The organism is Sutcliffiella sp. FSL R7-0096, assembly GCF_038595065.1.
Classification (GTDB): Bacteria; Bacillota; Bacilli; order Bacillales; family Bacillaceae_I; genus Sutcliffiella_A.
Map to the genome: position 1 here is coordinate 695540 of NZ_CP152003.1, position 17973 is coordinate 713512.

Here is a 17973-nt window from a genome sequence, read left to right on the forward strand (position 1 = left end):
ATGTTTTTTGTAAATGATCAGTATTACACACTGGATGATTTGGAAAGGCAATATAGAGAGTTTGAAAAAATTCCATATTTAAAAGATTGCCGGAATAGAAGATTGGCAGTTTGCATGCCGGATGTCTTTCAATGGCTTGCACTTTGTTTATTTGTGCGCAAAAAAGGGGGATCCATCGTGCCGATCCATCCTTCCGTACCAAAGGAAGGGGCGATCCGGATGGCGAAGTCGGCAGGAAGCCATTTCTTGTTTTTTGAAAATATCGACTCCCCCCTCCACCTGGCAGATCAACAAAACGAAAGGGAAGGCGTACTGGTGCAAATGAGCTCTGGTACGACCGGGTCTCCTAAATGCATCGAACGTACATGGGATTCAATTGAGACCGAGCTTGAAAGCTATGTATCTGTATTGTCGCTTGATCAGGATACCACGTCCATCGTTGCCTGCCCGGTCACCCATTCCTATGGCTTGATCTGCGGGGTGTTTGCCTGCATGAGGCGCGGGGCGGAACCGGTCATTCTGACAAATATGAATCCAAAATATGTGCTTAAAAAGCTGAAGGAACATCCTAAGCATATTCTCTATGGAGCACCTGCACTCTTGTATATCTTATCGAGCCTGGTCCGTGATGATCAACGGTTTGATGCGGTGATGACATCAGGCACCCTCATGCCTTCAGCATGGCTTGCGGCATTAAAGAACGTTTCCAATCGCGTGTCTCAACAATACGGCTGCTCGGAAGCTGGATGTGTGGCTATACAGCCGGATGTGAGCGACTCGTGTGACATGGGCTATGCCCTTCCACATCTGAAGGTGGAGGCCGGAACCGTGGATGCTCCTGGTGAAATCATCATTCATGACAAGGAGAAAACCATCCATACAAAAGACCTTGGTTATCTGGAAAACGGAATATTGTCCTTTCTGGCAAGGATGGATGACACCATCAATGTGGCTGGCTTGAACGTCTACCCGCAGGAAGTGGAGGACGTTTTGATGGCAGAGCCAAGGATCCAAGAGGCGGTTGTGTATAAAAAGGTCCATCCGCTTTCAGGGGAAAGAGTATGTGCACAGTATGTCTGCTCCGCTCCAATAGAGGAGCAGGAGTTACGGGAATGGTGCAGGGATTATCTCGCTCCCTATCAAGTACCGATGGAATTCATCGAGGTGGAAGCAATCGAGAAGCTGCCAAACGGCAAGATCAGCCGAAAAATGCTTGGTGAAGGGGTGTTGGCATGACAAGGCAAGAATTAGTGCAGGTCTTACATGAAATTATGCAGCACCATTTAAAGCTGCCTGCCATGGAGGCTTTTCATGAAGATGCCCGTTTAAATGAAGATTTGTATATGGATTCCATCATGATCCTGCAAATGATCCTTCATTTGGAAGTGGACCTTGGTTTTGAGATTCCGGATGAAATGCTTGTGTCAAAAGACTTCCGGACAGTGGGAAGCTTGGCCGATTTTCTTATACAACAGCAAAAGCCGGTATCAAAGGAGGGAATCCTATGATCAAAGTCCATTGCTTTGTAAGCTGTGTGTGCGAGGCCGTAAAAAAGAAGGATGGTGCCGATCACAGGCCCTATTATTTTGGGGTATGGGATGCTGATTTTGATGTGTTGGAAAATGGCGTCCTGACCTATCACTCCCAGCGGATCGACCATGATTTTTTCCACCAATGGTATGAAATGCTGTATGGCATCAAGCTACATAAATGGTATGACGAACATAAAAGCAAACAGGAAAACATAGAGGAAATGCTGAGACTGCTCAAAAATAAGCAGGCTGATCAATATGTAATGGTCATGCTGGACTTGTCCAAGCTGCCGGAACGGGAGAATAAATTCCATCAAAGCCCATTTCCTCATTATGTAATGCTCGAAATGACAGAGAACGATGAAGAGTGGATGATGTATGATCCGGACTTTCGCTGGGAAGGGGTGCTTTCAAAAGATCGTATCCTCACTGCCATCGAGGACCCATCTGCAAAGGGTGGTTATTTCTTTGATGCATCGAGCCTCATCGTGCCATCCTCAGAAACGGTGGAAGCGTATTTCAACACATGCATCAAGCATGGCAGTAACCCGATGACAGAGGCGCTCCGTAAGATAATCGACCTGCACACTGCCGGAGATGACAGGTTTCCCCATTCAGGACTGACACTGGCTTTACGGGAGCTGCCCGTTCTCGCCATCCGAAAATACGCCTATGAACATGCCTTTGCTTATTTCTGGAAAGCACTTCAGTATGACGAGGAAAGCTTTGAAGCTTGGTGCGATGATATCGAAAGGCTTGTGAAAGGCTATACGGCAATCCAATATCGGGCCATGAAGCTTGCCATGACCGGAAACATGCTTTTAAAAGACGAGATTTCTGCAAAGCTTGAAGAACAAGATCTCTTGGAATTCAAGATTAAGAGAGGTTTACAGGAAAGCTTTGAGGCCTGGGTAAAACAGGAGCAATCCCAACACATGAAGGAGGCAATTCTATGAAACTTTCTCTCTGCACCATTTCATTCCGGCACCACCTACAGTCGATGGACCAGATTGCCCATTTTGCCCAAACAAACGGGTTTCAAGGCATTGAACTATGGGGCGCCCATGCCAAAAACTTGGCGGAGGATATCCATTATGGAAGTGAGTGGCTGAGTTCATATGGTCTGGAAGCGAGCATGCTGAGTGACTACTTGCCACTGGATGCACCTCTCCCTGTTCTAATAGAAGAGATGAATGTGTTATGCGCACTGGCACATCGCTGGGGAACGGATAAAATACGGACGTTTGCCGGGAACAAGGGCAGCGCGGATATCAGCAGATTAGAGCGAATCGAATTAGTTTCCCGCATGAAGATGCTCTGCAAAATGGCGGAAGCAGAAGGGATGCAGCTTCTTGTTGAGACACATCCGAATACCCTGACAGACAATCCATCCTCCACACTTCAGCTTATCGAGGAAACAGATCATCCGGCACTCCGGGTCAACTTCGATGTCCTTCATATATGGGAATCAGGGGTGGATCCACTCTATGCGCTCAAGCAACTGCGGCCATATGTGTCCCATTTCCATTTAAAAAATATCGAATCACGCACCCAGCTTGACGTCTTTGCCCCTACCAATGTCTATGCTGCAGCCGGAATCAGGGAAGGAATGGTCTCCCTATTCGAAGGTACGGTGGACTACCGCCTGTTTCTGAAAGAAGCTGCCGAGATGATGGAGATCGAAGCATCACTGGAGTGGTTCGGGGGGAATGTGAAGGATGTCCTTGCTAGGGATAGTAGGGAAGTGAGAAGAGTTGTGGGGGCAGATGCCTTGACCAGTTTTACAGCGAGCACTTAGCTAACGGCTAGGTCTGGAAAAAAAGTAAAATGCTGTTGATGACTAACTTCACCTGCATTTCAGACTGTTGACAAACCCTAATAATCTTTATATTTGCATTTACTTGTTGATCTTCGTTCCAGGCGCTTCGCTTCCCTGTCCCTTCCTCTAGCGGGAGTCTGCGCGCCTTTCACTACGATCAACATGGGAATTGTACATCCTGAAAATAAATTAATTCTTTCTACAAGCTGAAATGCAGGTGATTACTAACATCACCTGCATTTTTATGTTGTTTGATATGGATATAACCTATCTGAATCCTCGAGGCGGGGCTGGAAGCTTTGTATTCGAGGAAAAGAAAGTCGCCAGGTCCATCACCTGGCGTCCATTTTCCGTTATTAAATTTTAGGTCCGTTAAAGTCATTGTTATCAAACTTATTCGGTGTGTTAGGTGTATTTGGTGTGTTCGGCATTTGAGTATTTGGCGTGTTTTGGTCTTTCTCCATTTTCTTCTCAAAACGCTCCAGGTTTCGTTTGGCGAAATCTCTGCCTCCGATACCAAATGAAATGGCAAACGCTATGGATAACGCACCAAGGACCAGCAAGAAGCCGATGTTCACAATGGTTTTAGCAAATCCTAATTGGTCTAAAGCCATGAATACCGCGAACACGATGATGATATACTTCACAAGTGCTGCTGCAAAGGAGCTGTTTGTGTATTTTTTCAACACTTTCTGCAGCAGGTTGCCTCCAAATAAAGCAAGTCCGAGAATAATTAGCGCACTGATCACCATTGGCAGATAAAGAATAATCGCATTCCCGATATTATTCAATACGTCAAGGTTCAATACATTCAGTGCTTCCACTGTGAAGAATAGAATGATTAAGATCTTCACCGTTTGTCCAATGATATTTACAAGGTCAAATCTTGGCGCTTGAGATTGTTCAAGCCCCATGGATTGGTAGATGTTGTTAATGCCTGTACGGCGCAATAGCCCTGTGAGGAGCTGTGCTGCAAATTTTGCCAGGTAGTAACCAGCCAGCACTAAAATAATTGCAACGAAAATATTAGGAATCATATTTAAGATGGTAGTTAACACAGACACGATCGGCTCAGAGATCGTACGGATATTCAGTGTTTCCAAGGCAACTGTCACAATCGGAATAAGAATGACAGCAAAAAGGATATTGGAGATGATTTTTGCCAATGTACCTTTATTGATTTGGGCTTCGTTTGTATTAGGTGAAGCTGCAGTACCTCTTGCAGTATTGCTCGTTCCTCCTAATCGATCAAACCAATGATCAATATTGAGGCTTAATAGAAGATTATGGATAAGGTCTCGAACCAGTCGAGCAATAAAGTAACCGATAATCAGGAGTATAGCTGCTGCAAATAAATTTGGCAGAAAAGCTAGGAACTTCTGTACCATATCAGTGATTGGCTGAGATACACTTCTCATGTTCAGTGCATCCAGAATACTTGGCAGGAAGAGGATGAACACTAGGAAGTAAATCACTTTCCCAATGGAATGGAGGACGCTTTTTCCTTGTGCCTCACTCTTGACCATTCTCGATTTAGCCATTGCTTTGGTCAAACCGACCTTTACAAACAACTTTACGACGATAGCCTTAACGACCGTTGCAACAATCCATGCCAATAGTAGCAATAGTAGGGCCACAATAACATTAGGTATAGCTTCGATTAAAGAATTTAGTGCATTCTGAAAACTATAGTTCGCATCATTCAATAAACTCACTCCTTCTTTGTTGTATGTAAAAGCAACAGGAAAACTATTTTTCTATAAGTTTTCCTGTTGCTTTTACATTTATGATTGTAATAGCCTCTTTTGTAGTATTTTAAACTATTTTGTTGAAATCTATTCTAAAATAGAATACTTGCACAATGAAGATACCAGAATCAATAGTTTTGGCGGGTCGGGCGTGCCTGTCCCTTAAGTCTAATCCTCAGAAGGTGGGTTTGAGGTCTTTTTATACTATTTTTTGTTTGTGTGAGATGCGTCCCATTTTAATGTTTTTTTAATGTTTTATTAATTTTCTATTCTCTTTTGGGAGGTAGATTGATAATCATCAACATTAAAGGAGGAACATTACGATGAAGTTAGTTGTCATTCCATCAGGATTTAAAGAATGTTTGGATGCTTGTGAGGTTGCATCGGCTATGGAGAGAGGTGCGAAAGCCTTTGATGCCTCGATAGATATGGAAGTCATCCCGATGATTGATGGTGGGGAAGGGTTTGCAAAACGAATTGCTGATTTGAAGGGTGGAGAAATCGTCTATCATGATGCGACAGGACCAGTCGGACAAACGATTAAAAGTCATTTTGGCATGTACAGAGAAAACGGGAATGTGTACGCTGTAATCGAAATGGCTGCCGTTGCAGGATTAAGCCTGGTACCGTCCATGCAGAGAAACCCGCTTCTTACTAGCACACAAGGTGTCGGGGAGCTAATTATAGAAGCTATTAATCAAGGTGCTACCAATCTATTAATTGGTTGTGGAGATTCCGGTACATCTGATGGTGGAGCAGGTATGGCGCAAGCACTAGGGGTTAAGTTTTATGATAACCAAGACATGTTGTTAAACATTCAAGGAGCGAAGGATTTGCCAAAGGTCGCTAAGCTTGATATCAGCGAGATAGACCCACGCCTCCAGGACATTACAATGGATGTTGCATGCAATTGGACTAACATTTTGTGCGGTGAAAAAGGTGTGGCAAGGGTTTTCGGCCCGCAAAAGGGAGCGTCGACTCAACAGGTGGAAGAGCTTGCATATGCACTGGAACATTTTGCATCCCTTATTGATCGTACAAAAGGTCACGATGTCCGGACCATCCCAGGCGGAGGGGCATCTGGCGGATTGGGTGCCGGCCTTGTTGCGTTTGCAGGAGCAACACTCCATCCTAGATTTGAAGTCATCATGCAATATATCGATATGGAAAAAGCGATTTCTACGGCAGATGTTATCTTAACAGCGGAAGGAAGCTTAGATTTCCAGACGCCGAACGGCAAAATACCAGCAGAGGTGGCACGTATCGCAAAAAAATACAACATCCCGGTCATCGCGCTGACAGGGACGATTGGAAAAGGCGCTAAACGCAACTGTCTAATTGGCATCGATGCCTACATAAGCATCATCCCAAAACCGACGTCCTTGGAGCATGCAATAAAAAAAGCGCCAAAATGGATTGCGGAAAGTACAGAAATGGTGTTAAGACAGATTTTTGTTGGGGTAACCATCGCCCAAAAACAAAGTTATTATCAAAAGGAACGTGACTTGGTATGAGTACTCGTACCGAAAAACATGATAAAAAAAACTGGATCATCAATTATTTCTTACAAATGGATAGGAAAATAAAAGTCTTATCGAGCCTCCACTTATTCTTTTTCATACTAATAATGGCGACAGGAGGAGCATTGAGTTATCAAGGGAAAGTCGCATTATTTTCCTTCCTTTCCGCCATGGCTTTATGGATCTTAACATCTCTTCCTGCGGGATATGTGGCAATAGGACTTATCTTCTTCATGATTGTGATGCGTGCACAACCGTCAGAGGTGCTTTACCACTCGCTATCGGAAGAAGTGGTCTGGCTCATGATCGGCGCATTTATCATTGGGGAAGCATTCAGAAAATCGGGTCTTGCTGACAGGCTCTCGTCATTTGTCCTTCAAAGGTCATCAAATGTGTCTTCGGCATTGGACGGGGTGAGCACCATCTTGATGCTCACGGCCTTCTTTATCCCTTCCACATCAGGAAGGGCAGCCTTGGCAAAGCCTTTTATTGGAAAATTCGGGGAGCGGCTGTCAGTCAAAGAGCAAAGCCTCTTATCACTCCTAGTACCAGTCATTATATTAATGAGTACATCGGCAACATTGATCGGCGCGGGCTCCCACATAATCGGAGTCAGCCTCTTGGAAAGCACAGTGGGAGAAGGAATCTCCTTCATTCAATGGTTTATTTGGGGAATGCCTTTTGCCATTGCCATTTCAGCGCTCTCTCTTTACGTCATAAAATGGAAGATGTGGCCAAAAGAGGAGGAGATGGATCCAAAAGTAGGGTTTGACGCAGATAGAAGCTCACAGTTACAAGCCGAACAGCCACCATTTGGCAAAAAAGAAAAGCAGACGATCCTATACGTCCTATTATTGATTATCGGTTGGGTCACAGAAAGTGTGCATCCCTTTGATATAGCATTCATTACCATGGTAGGGGCTTTCTTTTTCATGATGCCAACGTATGGAGTCATCAGCTGGAAGGAAGGTATACAGTCAGTGTCGTGGAATCTAATATTATTCGTTGCAGCAGCTACTGCGCTGGGAAAAGCCTTGGTGGGTACGGGAGTTGTCAACTGGGCACAAGAGCATATGCTATCCTTTCTCGGTGTCTTTGAATCGGCGCCGGAGTGGTTACTGGTTCTGGCCGTCCTGATCGTTTCGGTCACCAGTCACCTATATATCACATCCCATACCACCCGTGCCGTCGTCATTATACCTGGCATCATCTTGTTCAGCCAAACAGTCGGTATCGACCCGGTCGCAATGGTATTTATCAGTCTGATCGGCATAAACTACTGCGTCACCTTTCCAGTAAGCTCCAAAGCATTGCTCCTATTTTATGAAGAAGGTAAAACCAGCTTTGAAGCCAAGCACCTTCTCAAAGCCAGCAGCATCCTCATGCCGCTCTATATTGCCGTCGTCATGCTGTTTTACTTTACCTACTGGCAGTGGACGGGGATGTAAGGGAATCAGGGGACAGGCAGAGCGAGCCGTTTAGTAAAGTAAGCAATGTACTTATCAGGAAAATGCAGGTAATCTTTATTGGTACCTGCATTTTCTCATTCTAGCCATATCTAGAGATATTGTAGGAAAATAAAATTTAAACAAATGTTGGTTTAAGTTGAAAATTAGCACCGCAGGATAAATCACAAAATCCATTCGCCAAACCTCAACCATTTTCGCGTTTTATATCAAAATAATTTTCACCTAGTAACCGGAGCAAGCCTCACAAAAACTGGGTCGGCGCTCCTGTCCCCTTGAACTAAATTATTTTTTGCTTTGTAGGTTTTGAGAGAAGCGGATGGTTGGCAGAACGTGGTAGAATTATTTGAAGGGTTGTTTAAAAGGAAGAGTTTTCCTAATATAAGGAGGGAATGGAATGTTTACTTCAGTAAATGATTTTCTAAATGAGTGGAAACAAGAAGCAGCTGTTACCCAAAAATTGTTGGATGTGCTGACAGATGAATCGTTGAATCAGGAAGTTTCCCCAGGATTATACAGTGTTGGAAGCCTTGCTTGGCATATTACAGGATCCGCTTACTACTTTCCTGCTCAAGTTGGTATAAAATTTGAGGTTCCTGATCTTCAAAAAGAGACCCCAAAATCAGCTGCTGAAATCAGCGAGACCTACAAAACAATAAGTCAGCGCTTTACACAAGCATTTTCTGAACAAATTACAGATGAAACGATGAATAAAATGGTGAATTTATTTGGTGGAGACATGCCACTTCAGGCTGTTTTTCGTCTGCTGATTCAACATCAGGCACATCATCGTGGTCAATTGACTGTCCTTATGAGACAGGCAGACTTGAAAGTTCCTGGAGTTTATGGTCCTAGTAAAGAAGAATGGGAAGCAATGAATGCTCAAAAGAGCTGATATCGTCATGATGCAAAAAGCCGGCCTACGCCGGTTTTTTGTATTGGCTGTAATCTTAAACAATGAATAAGGATAATGAGGTGAATAAAATGAAGGTTATTGGTCTTATTGGTGGAATGAGTTGGGAATCTTCTGTTGAGTATTATCGGATTATCAATCAAGAGGTTAAAAGAAGAATGGGGGGATTACATTCGGCGAAATGTCTATTATACAGTGTCGATTTTCAAGAAATTGAACGTTACCAATCAGAAGGCGCATGGGAAAAGGCTGGTGAAGTGTTAGGTGATGCAGCGAGTTCTTTAGAAATGGGAGGAGCGGACTTTATTGTCATTTGTACGAATACGATGCATAAAGTTGTAAATGACATCCAATCGAAAATAACTATTCCCCTATTGCATATCGCAGATGCAACCGCAGCCCAAATTAAAGAGAAGGGAATTAATTCGGTTGGATTACTAGGCACAAGGTACACAATGGAGCAAGACTTTTATAAATCACGTTTGGAGATGAACGGAATAAAAGTCATTGTACCAAATGAGGAAGAAAGAGTGATAATAAACAAAGTCATTTATGAAGAGTTATGTTTGGGTAAAATTCAACAAAAATCTAGGGATTACTATAAAAAAGTAATCCAAGGCTTAATTGAATCTGGAGCCAATGGGATTATCTTAGGCTGTACAGAAATTGGATTATTGGTAAAACCGGAGGATTCAGATGTTCCTCTATTTGACACGGCCTACATCCATGCTTTTGAAGCGGTGAATATGTCATTAGAATGAAAAATAGTTTTATGTGTTAAAAAATAAAACCTATATTAATGAAAACTTTCGGAACTGGTTTAATGATAAATAGGAGATGGAAAGATGAAAAAAATGACGTTATGGGGAAGAGATGAACAGGACGATAGATTGGTTTTAGAAGTCATAAGAGGAGAGAAAACAGCAACATGTACACCGAAAGTGTGGTATTATGATTCGCCAGAAGAACCACCTACGGAAGTAGGGGATCTCGTAGCGGTATATGATCAACAGGGGAAAAACAGGTGTACGATTTTGATTACGGAAAATTATGAAATTCCTTTCGGGGATGTAGACGAGAGAATTGCAAAAGCAGAAAACGCAATTTCAGTAGAGGAGTTCCGCAAAGACCACCTCGTTAGCTGGGAAGAAGCGTTACGACAAGAGGGTATTGAATTAAATGATCATACAATCATCGTAGTAGAGCATTTTGAGTTAGTGGAAATAGTCACCTGATAAAAAGTCGGAGGACAGGCACCATGACCCGTCTGTAAAAAAAGGTGCCCTCCCTTCCTCAGCTAGTAATCACTCGCCTCCCGAAACCGAACGAAACGACGACTCCTTTCCGTTATGAAATAGCTTAACTGTATCATACTCTCTGTTGAGGTTTACTCTATAAATGGGGCCATGTTCCGATGAAGAACCGGAGAGGTCAGTTGTTTCTTCACTCTTATATATTATGTTTAAAACATCCTTCTCGATCTCAACATCGAATTCAGTAAAGATTTCGGCTTTCTCACCCTGTACAACATTGGAGGAATTCAAGTATACAAACATAGAGTTATTCTCTTTATCAAAATAAAGATGAACGCCATTATCCGCTTCTACACTTTGAAAATATGATTGTACCTCCTTGCTTAAATCCCCTTGTGATACATTTAAATAGTTCACTGAGGTAGCTGTGTAACTACATCCACTTAATACTGCTACTACGATACCAAACAATAAAAGCCATATTCTTCTCATCCTGAATCCCCCTGTGTCTTTAACATTGCCCACGAAAACTATCATTTCACTTTATACATTTTACCATGAAATCCCATAAATTAACATCACTAAAAATCTCGCCTTTTCCCACTCTTTACGCGCTGCACTGCGCACACTCAGGTTACTGCATTGCATTTTCAACAAGGAATCAAGCTTTATTTTGTAACGTTTGTATTTCTTTTCGATAGGAAAACGCAATCGTAGGTAGCATCGTGTTTGGTATTTTAGGAGGATGGTGCTTGTCAAAACACTTCGGCCAAGTGTACCCCTGCCAAACTATAAAAATAAAAAGCAAGACCATCCTTTTTAGTGGTCTTGCTGTCAGTCTTCATTTTTAAAATTTGTCTCTATAAATTCATTTTTTCGAGCTTTTAGCTTTTCCAAACTGTTTGATAAATGGTTATACATTGCTGCTTCTGCACTTTTTGCATCTCTAAGGGAAATGGCCTTCAGAATAGATTGGTGTTCTTCATAGACTTGCTTTTTCTTTCCCTTAATTTTCGTGTTGATGGTAAGAGAAGCTCTTAATGCACGATAATAGGTATCAGATAGGTTCTCCTGCAACGTTATGAGCACTTGATTTTTAGTAGAATAAATAATGGACTGATGGAAGAGGAAGTCTGCTTGGTCATTAATTTTTTCTGGATTATTCAATTCTTTAAAGAGTATTTCCTGAGCTTGATACAGTTTGTTCAGATCTTCATCATCGTGTCTTTCGGCAGCAAGTGATGCGGCTTTTGTTTCCAGAATAATTCTGGTTTCCAACAGCTCCATTATCTGTGTGTACGAAATGACCTCGATTAAAGGTTGATTGAGGAGCCTTTCGAGCGGCAAAGGTCTGACCCAACTTCCCCCCCCATGGATAGATTCTATGATGCCGTGGGAAGATAGGGCACTTAGAGCTTCACGGATAGGGACCCTGCTCACATTAAACATTTTTGCTAATTCATTCTCTGATGGAAGTTTGGTATTGACCGGAAATTCTCCCGATTTTATTCTGTTCTTAATTTCGTCCATAATTTGATGGGATACTCGTTTTCTTACAATCATACGGATTCTCCTTTTATTAAAAACCCTTCCATTTCCTAATAGTATAACATGATATTCCAATAGTCATGGAAGGGCATTTTTCAATGCTTAACTTATTTTTTTGTTATAGGTGGTATTATTTTGGCTGGGCCCCCATAAACCAAAGTGTTTATGAATGGCGATGATAGCTGCTCCAATAAGAAGAAGGAGAATCGGCATTACCCAAGGATAGCCAATGGAAAATAAGATAGGAGAAAAAGTTATAATAACAATTTCTACCGGAACCATCCCTATGTATCCCAGTGCATAGTCGTCTGTCGTTTTGCTTTTAAGTTCCGGGTCTACAATGCGAAGAAGGGCTAACCCCATTGCGACCGTTCCTGTACTCCAACCCCAGCCGAATAATGACTTTTCAAACCAGAAATTCTTAAAGATATTTGGACCGATAAAACGAAATATTAGATAAGCCCAAAACGTTCCGAAGACAAATAACATGATCAAAGGTACAGCATAATCGATTACAACGGTGATATTGATGGATGCAATACCAATTGCAACCAAATAATCTGTTGCACTTCCCCCTATTCTTTCCATTACACGATGGTCCACATAGGAATCAGCATTCATTTTTCTAATAGACATTTGAAATAATAGAGCAATAACGAAGGCGATGCTCAGTAAAGGAACAGCAATTCCTAATAGTGATCCTAATTTACTAGTCAGCCAATAGGATATTCCAACGACGAAAGCAACGATTGACAGGTGTAGGACCAATGGGTCAATGGAGCTTGGGGAAACAGTTTCCTTTCCCATTCCGATACGCTTATCCGGGTGGGTCAGGCCCGATTTTAGTTCATTTGGAAGATCGTTAAAACTAGAGATGAAATTAGTATTTCCTTGTTCTGTGTTCTTTTTAATTAGAAATAACCCACCCAGGACTGCTACGAGTATTCCGACAGTAGCAGATGTCATCCCAAGCGTCATTGCCTCTTCCCAGCCATATTTACTGAATCCCTCTCCGATGGCAGCAGCTGTACCGTGTCCTCCTAGGAAACCAGCTCCTAATATTAATCCGAATCCACTTGGTAAATCTTTAAAAATTTGATTAATAACGATAAGGCCGAACAGGGCTCCGCCACCCCACATCAATAGTGTAAGGAGCATGGAATACGACCACATTTCCCTTACCCTATGAATGATTTCTTTAACGTTCACCTTTGCAGCTCCAAGAGGAATGGAAGCGAAGATGACTGCAATGAGCAGTCCCGGATAGGTGGAGAATTGGGTGGAAAAAGGTAACAAGTTTATTCCACTGGGACCCAGCCCCAACCCTATAAAACCAGCAATCATACTTGCAGGGAGAAACAATCTTTGAATCCACTGAACTTTTGCCCTCAAGATAGTTCCAAGTAGAAGTAATCCAGAGATAATACTAATATCGACCATTAATGACCAAATTGAAAAATCGTTCATTATTCATCCTCCTTTTAAACTAAGTAAGCGCTACCATTTGTAATACAAGTATACAGCGAATTTAGAAAATTACAATTATATATTGAAAAAAATAAAATAACTAGTATACTTGTATTACAAGTTAAGCGTTTACATTTGTTAAAATAATTTTCAGAGGTGATGAAAGTGTTAGAGAAAAAAGTGGAGTTTTACAGTGATGGTTTAAAGTTAAAAGGTAGCTTCTATTTTCCGGATCAGTTTAATGAGTTGGAAGAACATCCTGCTATTATCATTAATTCTGGTTATCAGGGATTCAATGAGTTTTATCCAAAGCTATTCGCTGAAAAACTTACAAAAAAAGGATATATTTGCTTTGGTTTTGATTATCGCGGCTTTGCGGACAGTGAAGGAGAAAAAGGAAGAGTACTCTTAGAAGAACAGGTCCGCGATATCCAGCATGCAATCAGTTACATCTCCACTAATGAAAATGTAAATGAAAATCAAATCGGACTTATAGGGTGGGGAATGGGAGCTTGCAACGTAGTTCATGTTGCGGCAAAAGACAAGCGAGTAAAGGCTGTTGCAGGGTTAAACGGATTCTATAATGGAGAAAGATGGTTGAAGTCTATACACTCCTATATAGAGTTTGCAGAAATGGAAGAAACCCTTAAAGAAGATCGTAAATTAAGGGCAACTACCGGCAAGTCAAAATCTGCCCCTACTTTCATTCATTATCCACTTGATCCTGCAACAAGGGATTACGTTGAAAACGAGTTGGCTTCTGTATATGGATTTGGCCACGAAACGCAGTTGTTATTCACGGATTCCATTTTAGAAACCAATGCAGAAGATGTGGTTGGGAATATTTCTCCAGTCCCTTTATTTATAGGCCATGGAAAGGATAATCTTCTTCATCCATATGCTGAATCGGTCTCTCTTTTTAAGAAATCGGATGCTCCTAAGGTATTCTTCAGAATTGAAGGGAAGCACAACGACTTTATGTTTGGGGATCATCCTGAGTTTATTCGCCTAAATAATCAACTCGACAAATTTTTTCAAGAAGCTTTAAAAGGTGATTTATATGAAAAATCCATTTCACCCATTGCTTGAAGGAGCATACGAGTTTCATGTTCATAGTTCTCCAAGTATTTTTGAGCGTAAACAAACGGATTGGGAACTTATAGAAGACGCCAAGCGGGCAAAGATGGGCGGTTTGGTCCTAAAAAGTCATGAATCTTCCACTGCAGAACGGGCCTTTCTATTAAATGAAAAAGATCCTGCTGTCCGAGTGTATGGAGGAATCGTGTTAAATCAGCATGTTGGGGGGCTTAATCCATATGCTGTAAATACTGCATTAAAGATGGGCGGTAAAGTCGTTTGGTTTCCGACACTTTCTGCAGGGCAGCATCAACAGTACTTTAAGCAGAAAAAAACGAAGCTGTTTAATGGGAATCCGCTACTATCCGAAACAACTGTTGAGGTTGAGAAAGACGGGCAATTAATCGATGAAATAGAGGATATATTCCGCCTTATTAAAGAATATGAAGCTGTTTTAGCTACCGGTCATTTGTCTTTAAGGGAGCAGCATATTATTGTCGGAGCAGCGCTAGAAGCCGGTGTGAAAAAAATAGTCATTCAGCACGCAGACATGGGAATATCGAGGATTCCGCTTGAAGACCAAAAGTATTTTGCCTCGCAAGGATGTATGATTGAAAAGTGTCTATTAGCCTGCAGTTCTGATTTTAATGATCTAACTATTGAAGAAATGGCAAAAACAATAGATATTATTGGACATGAATCTTGTATCCTTGTAACGGATTATGGCCAGGTTCATCATGAAGCTCCAATTTATGGATTAAGTCGATTTGTGGAAGAACTTTTACGGTATGGGATAAGCGAAGAGCAAATAATAAAGATGGTGCAAGACAATCCTCGTTCCTTATTAGGTGTTGAAGATAATGAGTAAAATATCAAATGAAGTACTGGATAAGTTAAAAGATATCGTTCACGAAACGAGAATTCTTACGAAGAAGAAAGATCTTTACTCCTACAGCTTTGATGCCTCGTTTGGAGAATATCTGGCTGACATCGTCCTTCAGCCACAATCAAAAGAAGAAATAAGCAAAATTCTGTTACTTGCGAACACCTATCACATACCTGTCTATCCAAGGGGAGCCGCTACTTCTTTAAGTGGCGGACCGCTCCCCACGATGGGCGGTATTGTTCTTGATATGGCCCAATACCCTAAATCCTTGAAGATTGATAAAGAAAATATGCTTGCCATTGTAACACCAAGCGTGATTACCTCGGAGATACATGAAAAAGCCGAGTTGGAAGGGCTGTTCTATCCGCCTGATCCAAGCAGTTCTCATGTTTCAACAATCGGGGGAAACATTCTTGAAAATTCGAGTGGTCCCAAAGGATTGAAATATGGTACAACGAAAGAATATGTAATCGGGTTGGAAATGGTCACCCCGACCGGGGATATTGTTCGTACTGGTGGGAAAACAGTAAAAAATGTTACTGGGTTTGACCTGACAAGGCTCATTGTCGGCTCAGAAGGGTTGCTTGGGGTAGTGACGGAAATCACCTTACGCCTTATTCCGAAGCCTGCCTACAAAATGACATTGATCGCATCCTTTCAAAGTGTCGTTGATTCAGGAGTAGCCATAACTAACATATTGTCAGCGGGAATCCTGCCGGCTGCCATGGAGCTTATGGATAAATATTGTATACAGGCAGTCGAGCATTACCAGCCTTCAGGTCTACCGTTAGATTCGGAGGCTATCGTCATTATTGAGGTAGACGGGCATAGGGCGTCAGTTGAAGAGGAAATAGAAAAGTGCTCTGACATATGCAGGTCTTTTCCAAACTCAAGGGTAAGGGTAGCAAAAACGGAAGAGGATCGCCTTAATATATGGAAAGCTCGGAAAATGGTATCTCCTGCCATCACCCAGCTAGGACCAACAAAAATATCGGAAGATGCCACGGTTCCTAGAAGTAAAATTCCGGAGATGATTGAAAAGCTTCATTTCATACGGGAGAAATATGAACTGAACTTAGTCGTTTTCGGTCACGCAGGCGACGGTAACCTGCACCCGAACATCATCACTGATAAAAGAAATATTACTGAAATGAAAAAAGTCGAGTTGGCGGTAGGGGAGATCTTCCAGGCGGCAATCGACCTTGGGGGAACCCTATCAGGTGAGCATGGCATCGGAATTTTAAAGGCTCCTTATATGAGAAATGAGTTGGGGTTAACACTTGATTTAATGAAAAAGATTAAAGAGGCATGGGATCCGAACAATATTCTCAATCCTGGAAAAATGTTTCCTCAGAAGGGGCAAACTAAGGTGGTGTTAACGTAGTATGAATAGTACGGAAGCATCAAAAGTGCTTCATTCGAAAGCCTATGATGAGCTAAATCAGTGTATACAATGTGGGTATTGTCTTCCGGCATGTCCCACATATGCGTCCATGCAAACGGAAAGTGCATCTCCTAGAGGGCGTATTAATTTAGTGAAAATGGCAGCAGAAGGAAAAATTGATATACTGGAAGATTTAAAGGAACCCATCGATCTTTGCCTAGGATGTCGTGCTTGTGAAGTGGCTTGCCCTGTAGACGTCCCTTATGGATCCATATTGGAGCATGCCAAAGAAAGCATTTATAACATGGAAGTTCAATCCAAAACCAATAACCGATACAAGGATTTTGCGTTAAACCAGCTCTTTATGAGACCGGCAGCAATGAAAATTTCTAGTAATCTATATCACTTTTATCAGCAAAGTGGAATTCAAAAGGTGGTCAGGTCCACCAATCTTACCGAAAAGCTTGTCCCTAATGTTGGAGGCTATGAAAAGGCCCTTCCAAAAGTCCCCTCTAAGAAATATCAGATTAAAAGAGGAAAACTCTATAAGTCGAAAACAGGGAAAGCAAGTAAAACAGTTGCCTTGTTCCTCGGTTGTATCAGTGACGCACTTTTCTATCACGTCAATTATCTTACATTGGAGCTTCTAAGGATATCAGGCTGTGATGTGTATGTACCCGACGAACAAACCTGTTGTGGCGCTCTTCACGCTCATCAAGGGCAAATGAAACAATCTCGTCAATTAGCAAAGGAGAATTTACTGGCATTTGAACAATACAAAGTAGATGCAATTATAACAAACGCCGGTGGCTGTGGTGCAATTCTCCAGGAATATGAGCATTTACTAAACGAAGAAACTGATATTGCTTGGAAGGAAAAAGCTCGAATTTTCTCTGCTAAAATTAAAGATATAGCTGAAATTCTACACTCCCTAGATAAGCTGCCTTTCACTGAAAATATAAATAAAACAGTAACATATCAGCCATCTTGTCATCTAAATAATGTTCAAAAAGCAGGTGCATATCCAGAGAAGTTGATTAAACAAATATCTGGCCTGCATTATGTGGAATTACCGAGTAAGAACTCATGCTGTGCCTCGGGAGGAGTTTATAACATTGAACAACCTACCGAATCAATGAAAATCCTTGGAGGCAAAATGGAAGAGGTTAATCAAATAAAACCTGATATTATCGTCACCTCTAATCCTGGCTGTCTTATTCAAATGACGCATGGAATTAAAACTTTTTCTGAAAATAAGCAACCGGAATCAATACATTTAGTAGAACTTTTGGCAAGAGCGTGCGGTGTTTATACGGAAGATACTAAGAAGCTAAATAACTAAAGGAGCCAAGATTACAAT

The 17973-nt window shown here is 41.8% G+C and carries 17 protein-coding genes; 13 read left to right on the forward strand and 4 right to left on the reverse strand.

What is annotated here, in order from left to right; all coding sequences use genetic code 11:
* Genes MKY77_RS03730 through MKY77_RS03745 form a run of 4 tightly spaced genes read left to right on the forward strand, consistent with a single transcriptional unit; the run spans nt 1 to nt 3330 of the window.
* A complete protein-coding gene (locus MKY77_RS03730; protein ID WP_339148944.1) occupies nt 1-1236 on the forward strand; it encodes an AMP-binding protein in 1236 nt (411 codons plus the stop codon).
* Nucleotides 1233-1508 carry a petrobactin biosynthesis protein AsbD gene (asbD, locus tag MKY77_RS03735; RefSeq protein WP_339148945.1) on the forward strand — a complete coding sequence of 92 codons (276 nt, stop codon included), beginning with the start codon at nt 1233-1235 and terminating at the stop codon, nt 1506-1508. Before MKY77_RS03730 ends, asbD begins: the two co-directional genes overlap by 4 nt.
* The gene (locus tag MKY77_RS03740) at nt 1505-2488 is read left to right on the forward strand and encodes a DUF6005 family protein (protein ID WP_339148946.1); all 984 of its coding nucleotides are present in this window, start codon (nt 1505-1507) and stop codon (nt 2486-2488) included. The genes asbD and MKY77_RS03740 overlap by 4 nt, the downstream gene beginning before the upstream one ends.
* Nucleotides 2485-3330, forward strand: a complete 846-nt coding sequence (locus MKY77_RS03745; RefSeq protein ID WP_339148947.1) for a sugar phosphate isomerase/epimerase — start codon at nt 2485-2487, stop codon at nt 3328-3330. The genes MKY77_RS03740 and MKY77_RS03745 overlap by 4 nt, the downstream gene beginning before the upstream one ends.
* A 377-nt stretch (nt 3331-3707) precedes the next feature.
* Here MKY77_RS03745 and MKY77_RS03750 read toward each other — a convergent pair whose 3' ends face one another.
* Nucleotides 3708-5057 (reverse strand): mechanosensitive ion channel, encoded by a 1350-nt coding sequence (locus tag MKY77_RS03750; RefSeq protein WP_339148948.1) that lies wholly within the window; start codon nt 5055-5057, stop codon nt 3708-3710.
* A gap of 365 nt (nt 5058-5422) precedes the next feature.
* Here MKY77_RS03750 and MKY77_RS03755 point away from each other — a divergent pair, with 365 nt between their 5' ends.
* The 5 genes from MKY77_RS03755 (at nt 5423) to MKY77_RS03775 (ending at nt 10233) form a co-directional block, all read left to right on the forward strand.
* Complete coding sequence (locus MKY77_RS03755) at nt 5423-6613, forward strand: glycerate kinase (RefSeq protein WP_339148950.1); 1191 nt, start codon at nt 5423-5425, stop codon at nt 6611-6613.
* Nucleotides 6610-8067, forward strand: coding sequence for an SLC13 family permease (locus tag MKY77_RS03760; protein ID WP_339148951.1), 1458 nt, complete (start codon nt 6610-6612; stop codon nt 8065-8067). Before MKY77_RS03755 ends, MKY77_RS03760 begins: the two co-directional genes overlap by 4 nt.
* A gap of 415 nt (nt 8068-8482) precedes the next feature.
* Nucleotides 8483-8980: a DinB family protein gene (locus tag MKY77_RS03765; RefSeq protein WP_339148952.1), complete on the forward strand. Its 498-nt coding sequence runs from the start codon at nt 8483-8485 to the stop codon at nt 8978-8980.
* A gap of 89 nt (nt 8981-9069) precedes the next feature.
* A complete protein-coding gene (locus tag MKY77_RS03770) occupies nt 9070-9759 on the forward strand; it encodes an aspartate/glutamate racemase family protein (protein ID WP_339148954.1) in 690 nt (229 codons plus the stop codon).
* Between the two features lie 84 nt (nt 9760-9843).
* Nucleotides 9844-10233 carry an ASCH domain-containing protein gene (locus tag MKY77_RS03775; protein WP_339148955.1) on the forward strand — a complete coding sequence of 130 codons (390 nt, stop codon included), beginning with the start codon at nt 9844-9846 and terminating at the stop codon, nt 10231-10233.
* A 69-nt stretch (nt 10234-10302) separates the two neighbouring features.
* On the opposite strand, the gene MKY77_RS03780 is transcribed toward MKY77_RS03775, so the two are convergent.
* The 3 genes from MKY77_RS03780 to MKY77_RS03790 form a co-directional block, all read right to left on the reverse strand.
* A complete protein-coding gene (locus MKY77_RS03780; protein WP_339148957.1) occupies nt 10303-10743 on the reverse strand; it encodes a hypothetical protein in 441 nt (146 codons plus the stop codon).
* 342 nt (nt 10744-11085) lie between these two features.
* Nucleotides 11086-11814 carry a FadR/GntR family transcriptional regulator gene (locus MKY77_RS03785; protein ID WP_339148959.1) on the reverse strand — a complete coding sequence of 243 codons (729 nt, stop codon included), beginning with the start codon at nt 11812-11814 and terminating at the stop codon, nt 11086-11088.
* An 87-nt stretch (nt 11815-11901) separates the two neighbouring features.
* Nucleotides 11902-13266 (reverse strand): sodium/glutamate symporter, encoded by a 1365-nt coding sequence (locus MKY77_RS03790; protein WP_339148960.1) that lies wholly within the window; start codon nt 13264-13266, stop codon nt 11902-11904.
* 165 nt (nt 13267-13431) lie between these two features.
* Between MKY77_RS03790 and MKY77_RS03795 the strand changes: the two genes are divergently transcribed.
* The 4 genes from MKY77_RS03795 to MKY77_RS03810 are packed head-to-tail and all read left to right on the forward strand — an operon-like array spanning nt 13432 to nt 17955.
* On the forward strand, nt 13432-14355 hold the full coding sequence (locus tag MKY77_RS03795; RefSeq protein WP_339148962.1) for an alpha/beta fold hydrolase: 924 nt from the start codon (nt 13432-13434) through the stop codon (nt 14353-14355).
* Nucleotides 14327-15211, forward strand: coding sequence for a DUF6282 family protein (locus MKY77_RS03800; protein WP_339148963.1), 885 nt, complete (start codon nt 14327-14329; stop codon nt 15209-15211). Before MKY77_RS03795 ends, MKY77_RS03800 begins: the two co-directional genes overlap by 29 nt.
* A complete protein-coding gene (locus MKY77_RS03805; RefSeq protein WP_339148965.1) occupies nt 15204-16613 on the forward strand; it encodes an FAD-linked oxidase C-terminal domain-containing protein in 1410 nt (469 codons plus the stop codon). Before MKY77_RS03800 ends, MKY77_RS03805 begins: the two co-directional genes overlap by 8 nt.
* Before the next feature lies 1 nt (nt 16614).
* Nucleotides 16615-17955, forward strand: coding sequence for a (Fe-S)-binding protein (locus MKY77_RS03810; protein WP_339148966.1), 1341 nt, complete (start codon nt 16615-16617; stop codon nt 17953-17955).
* The last annotated feature ends 18 nt before the right edge of the window (nt 17956-17973 follow it).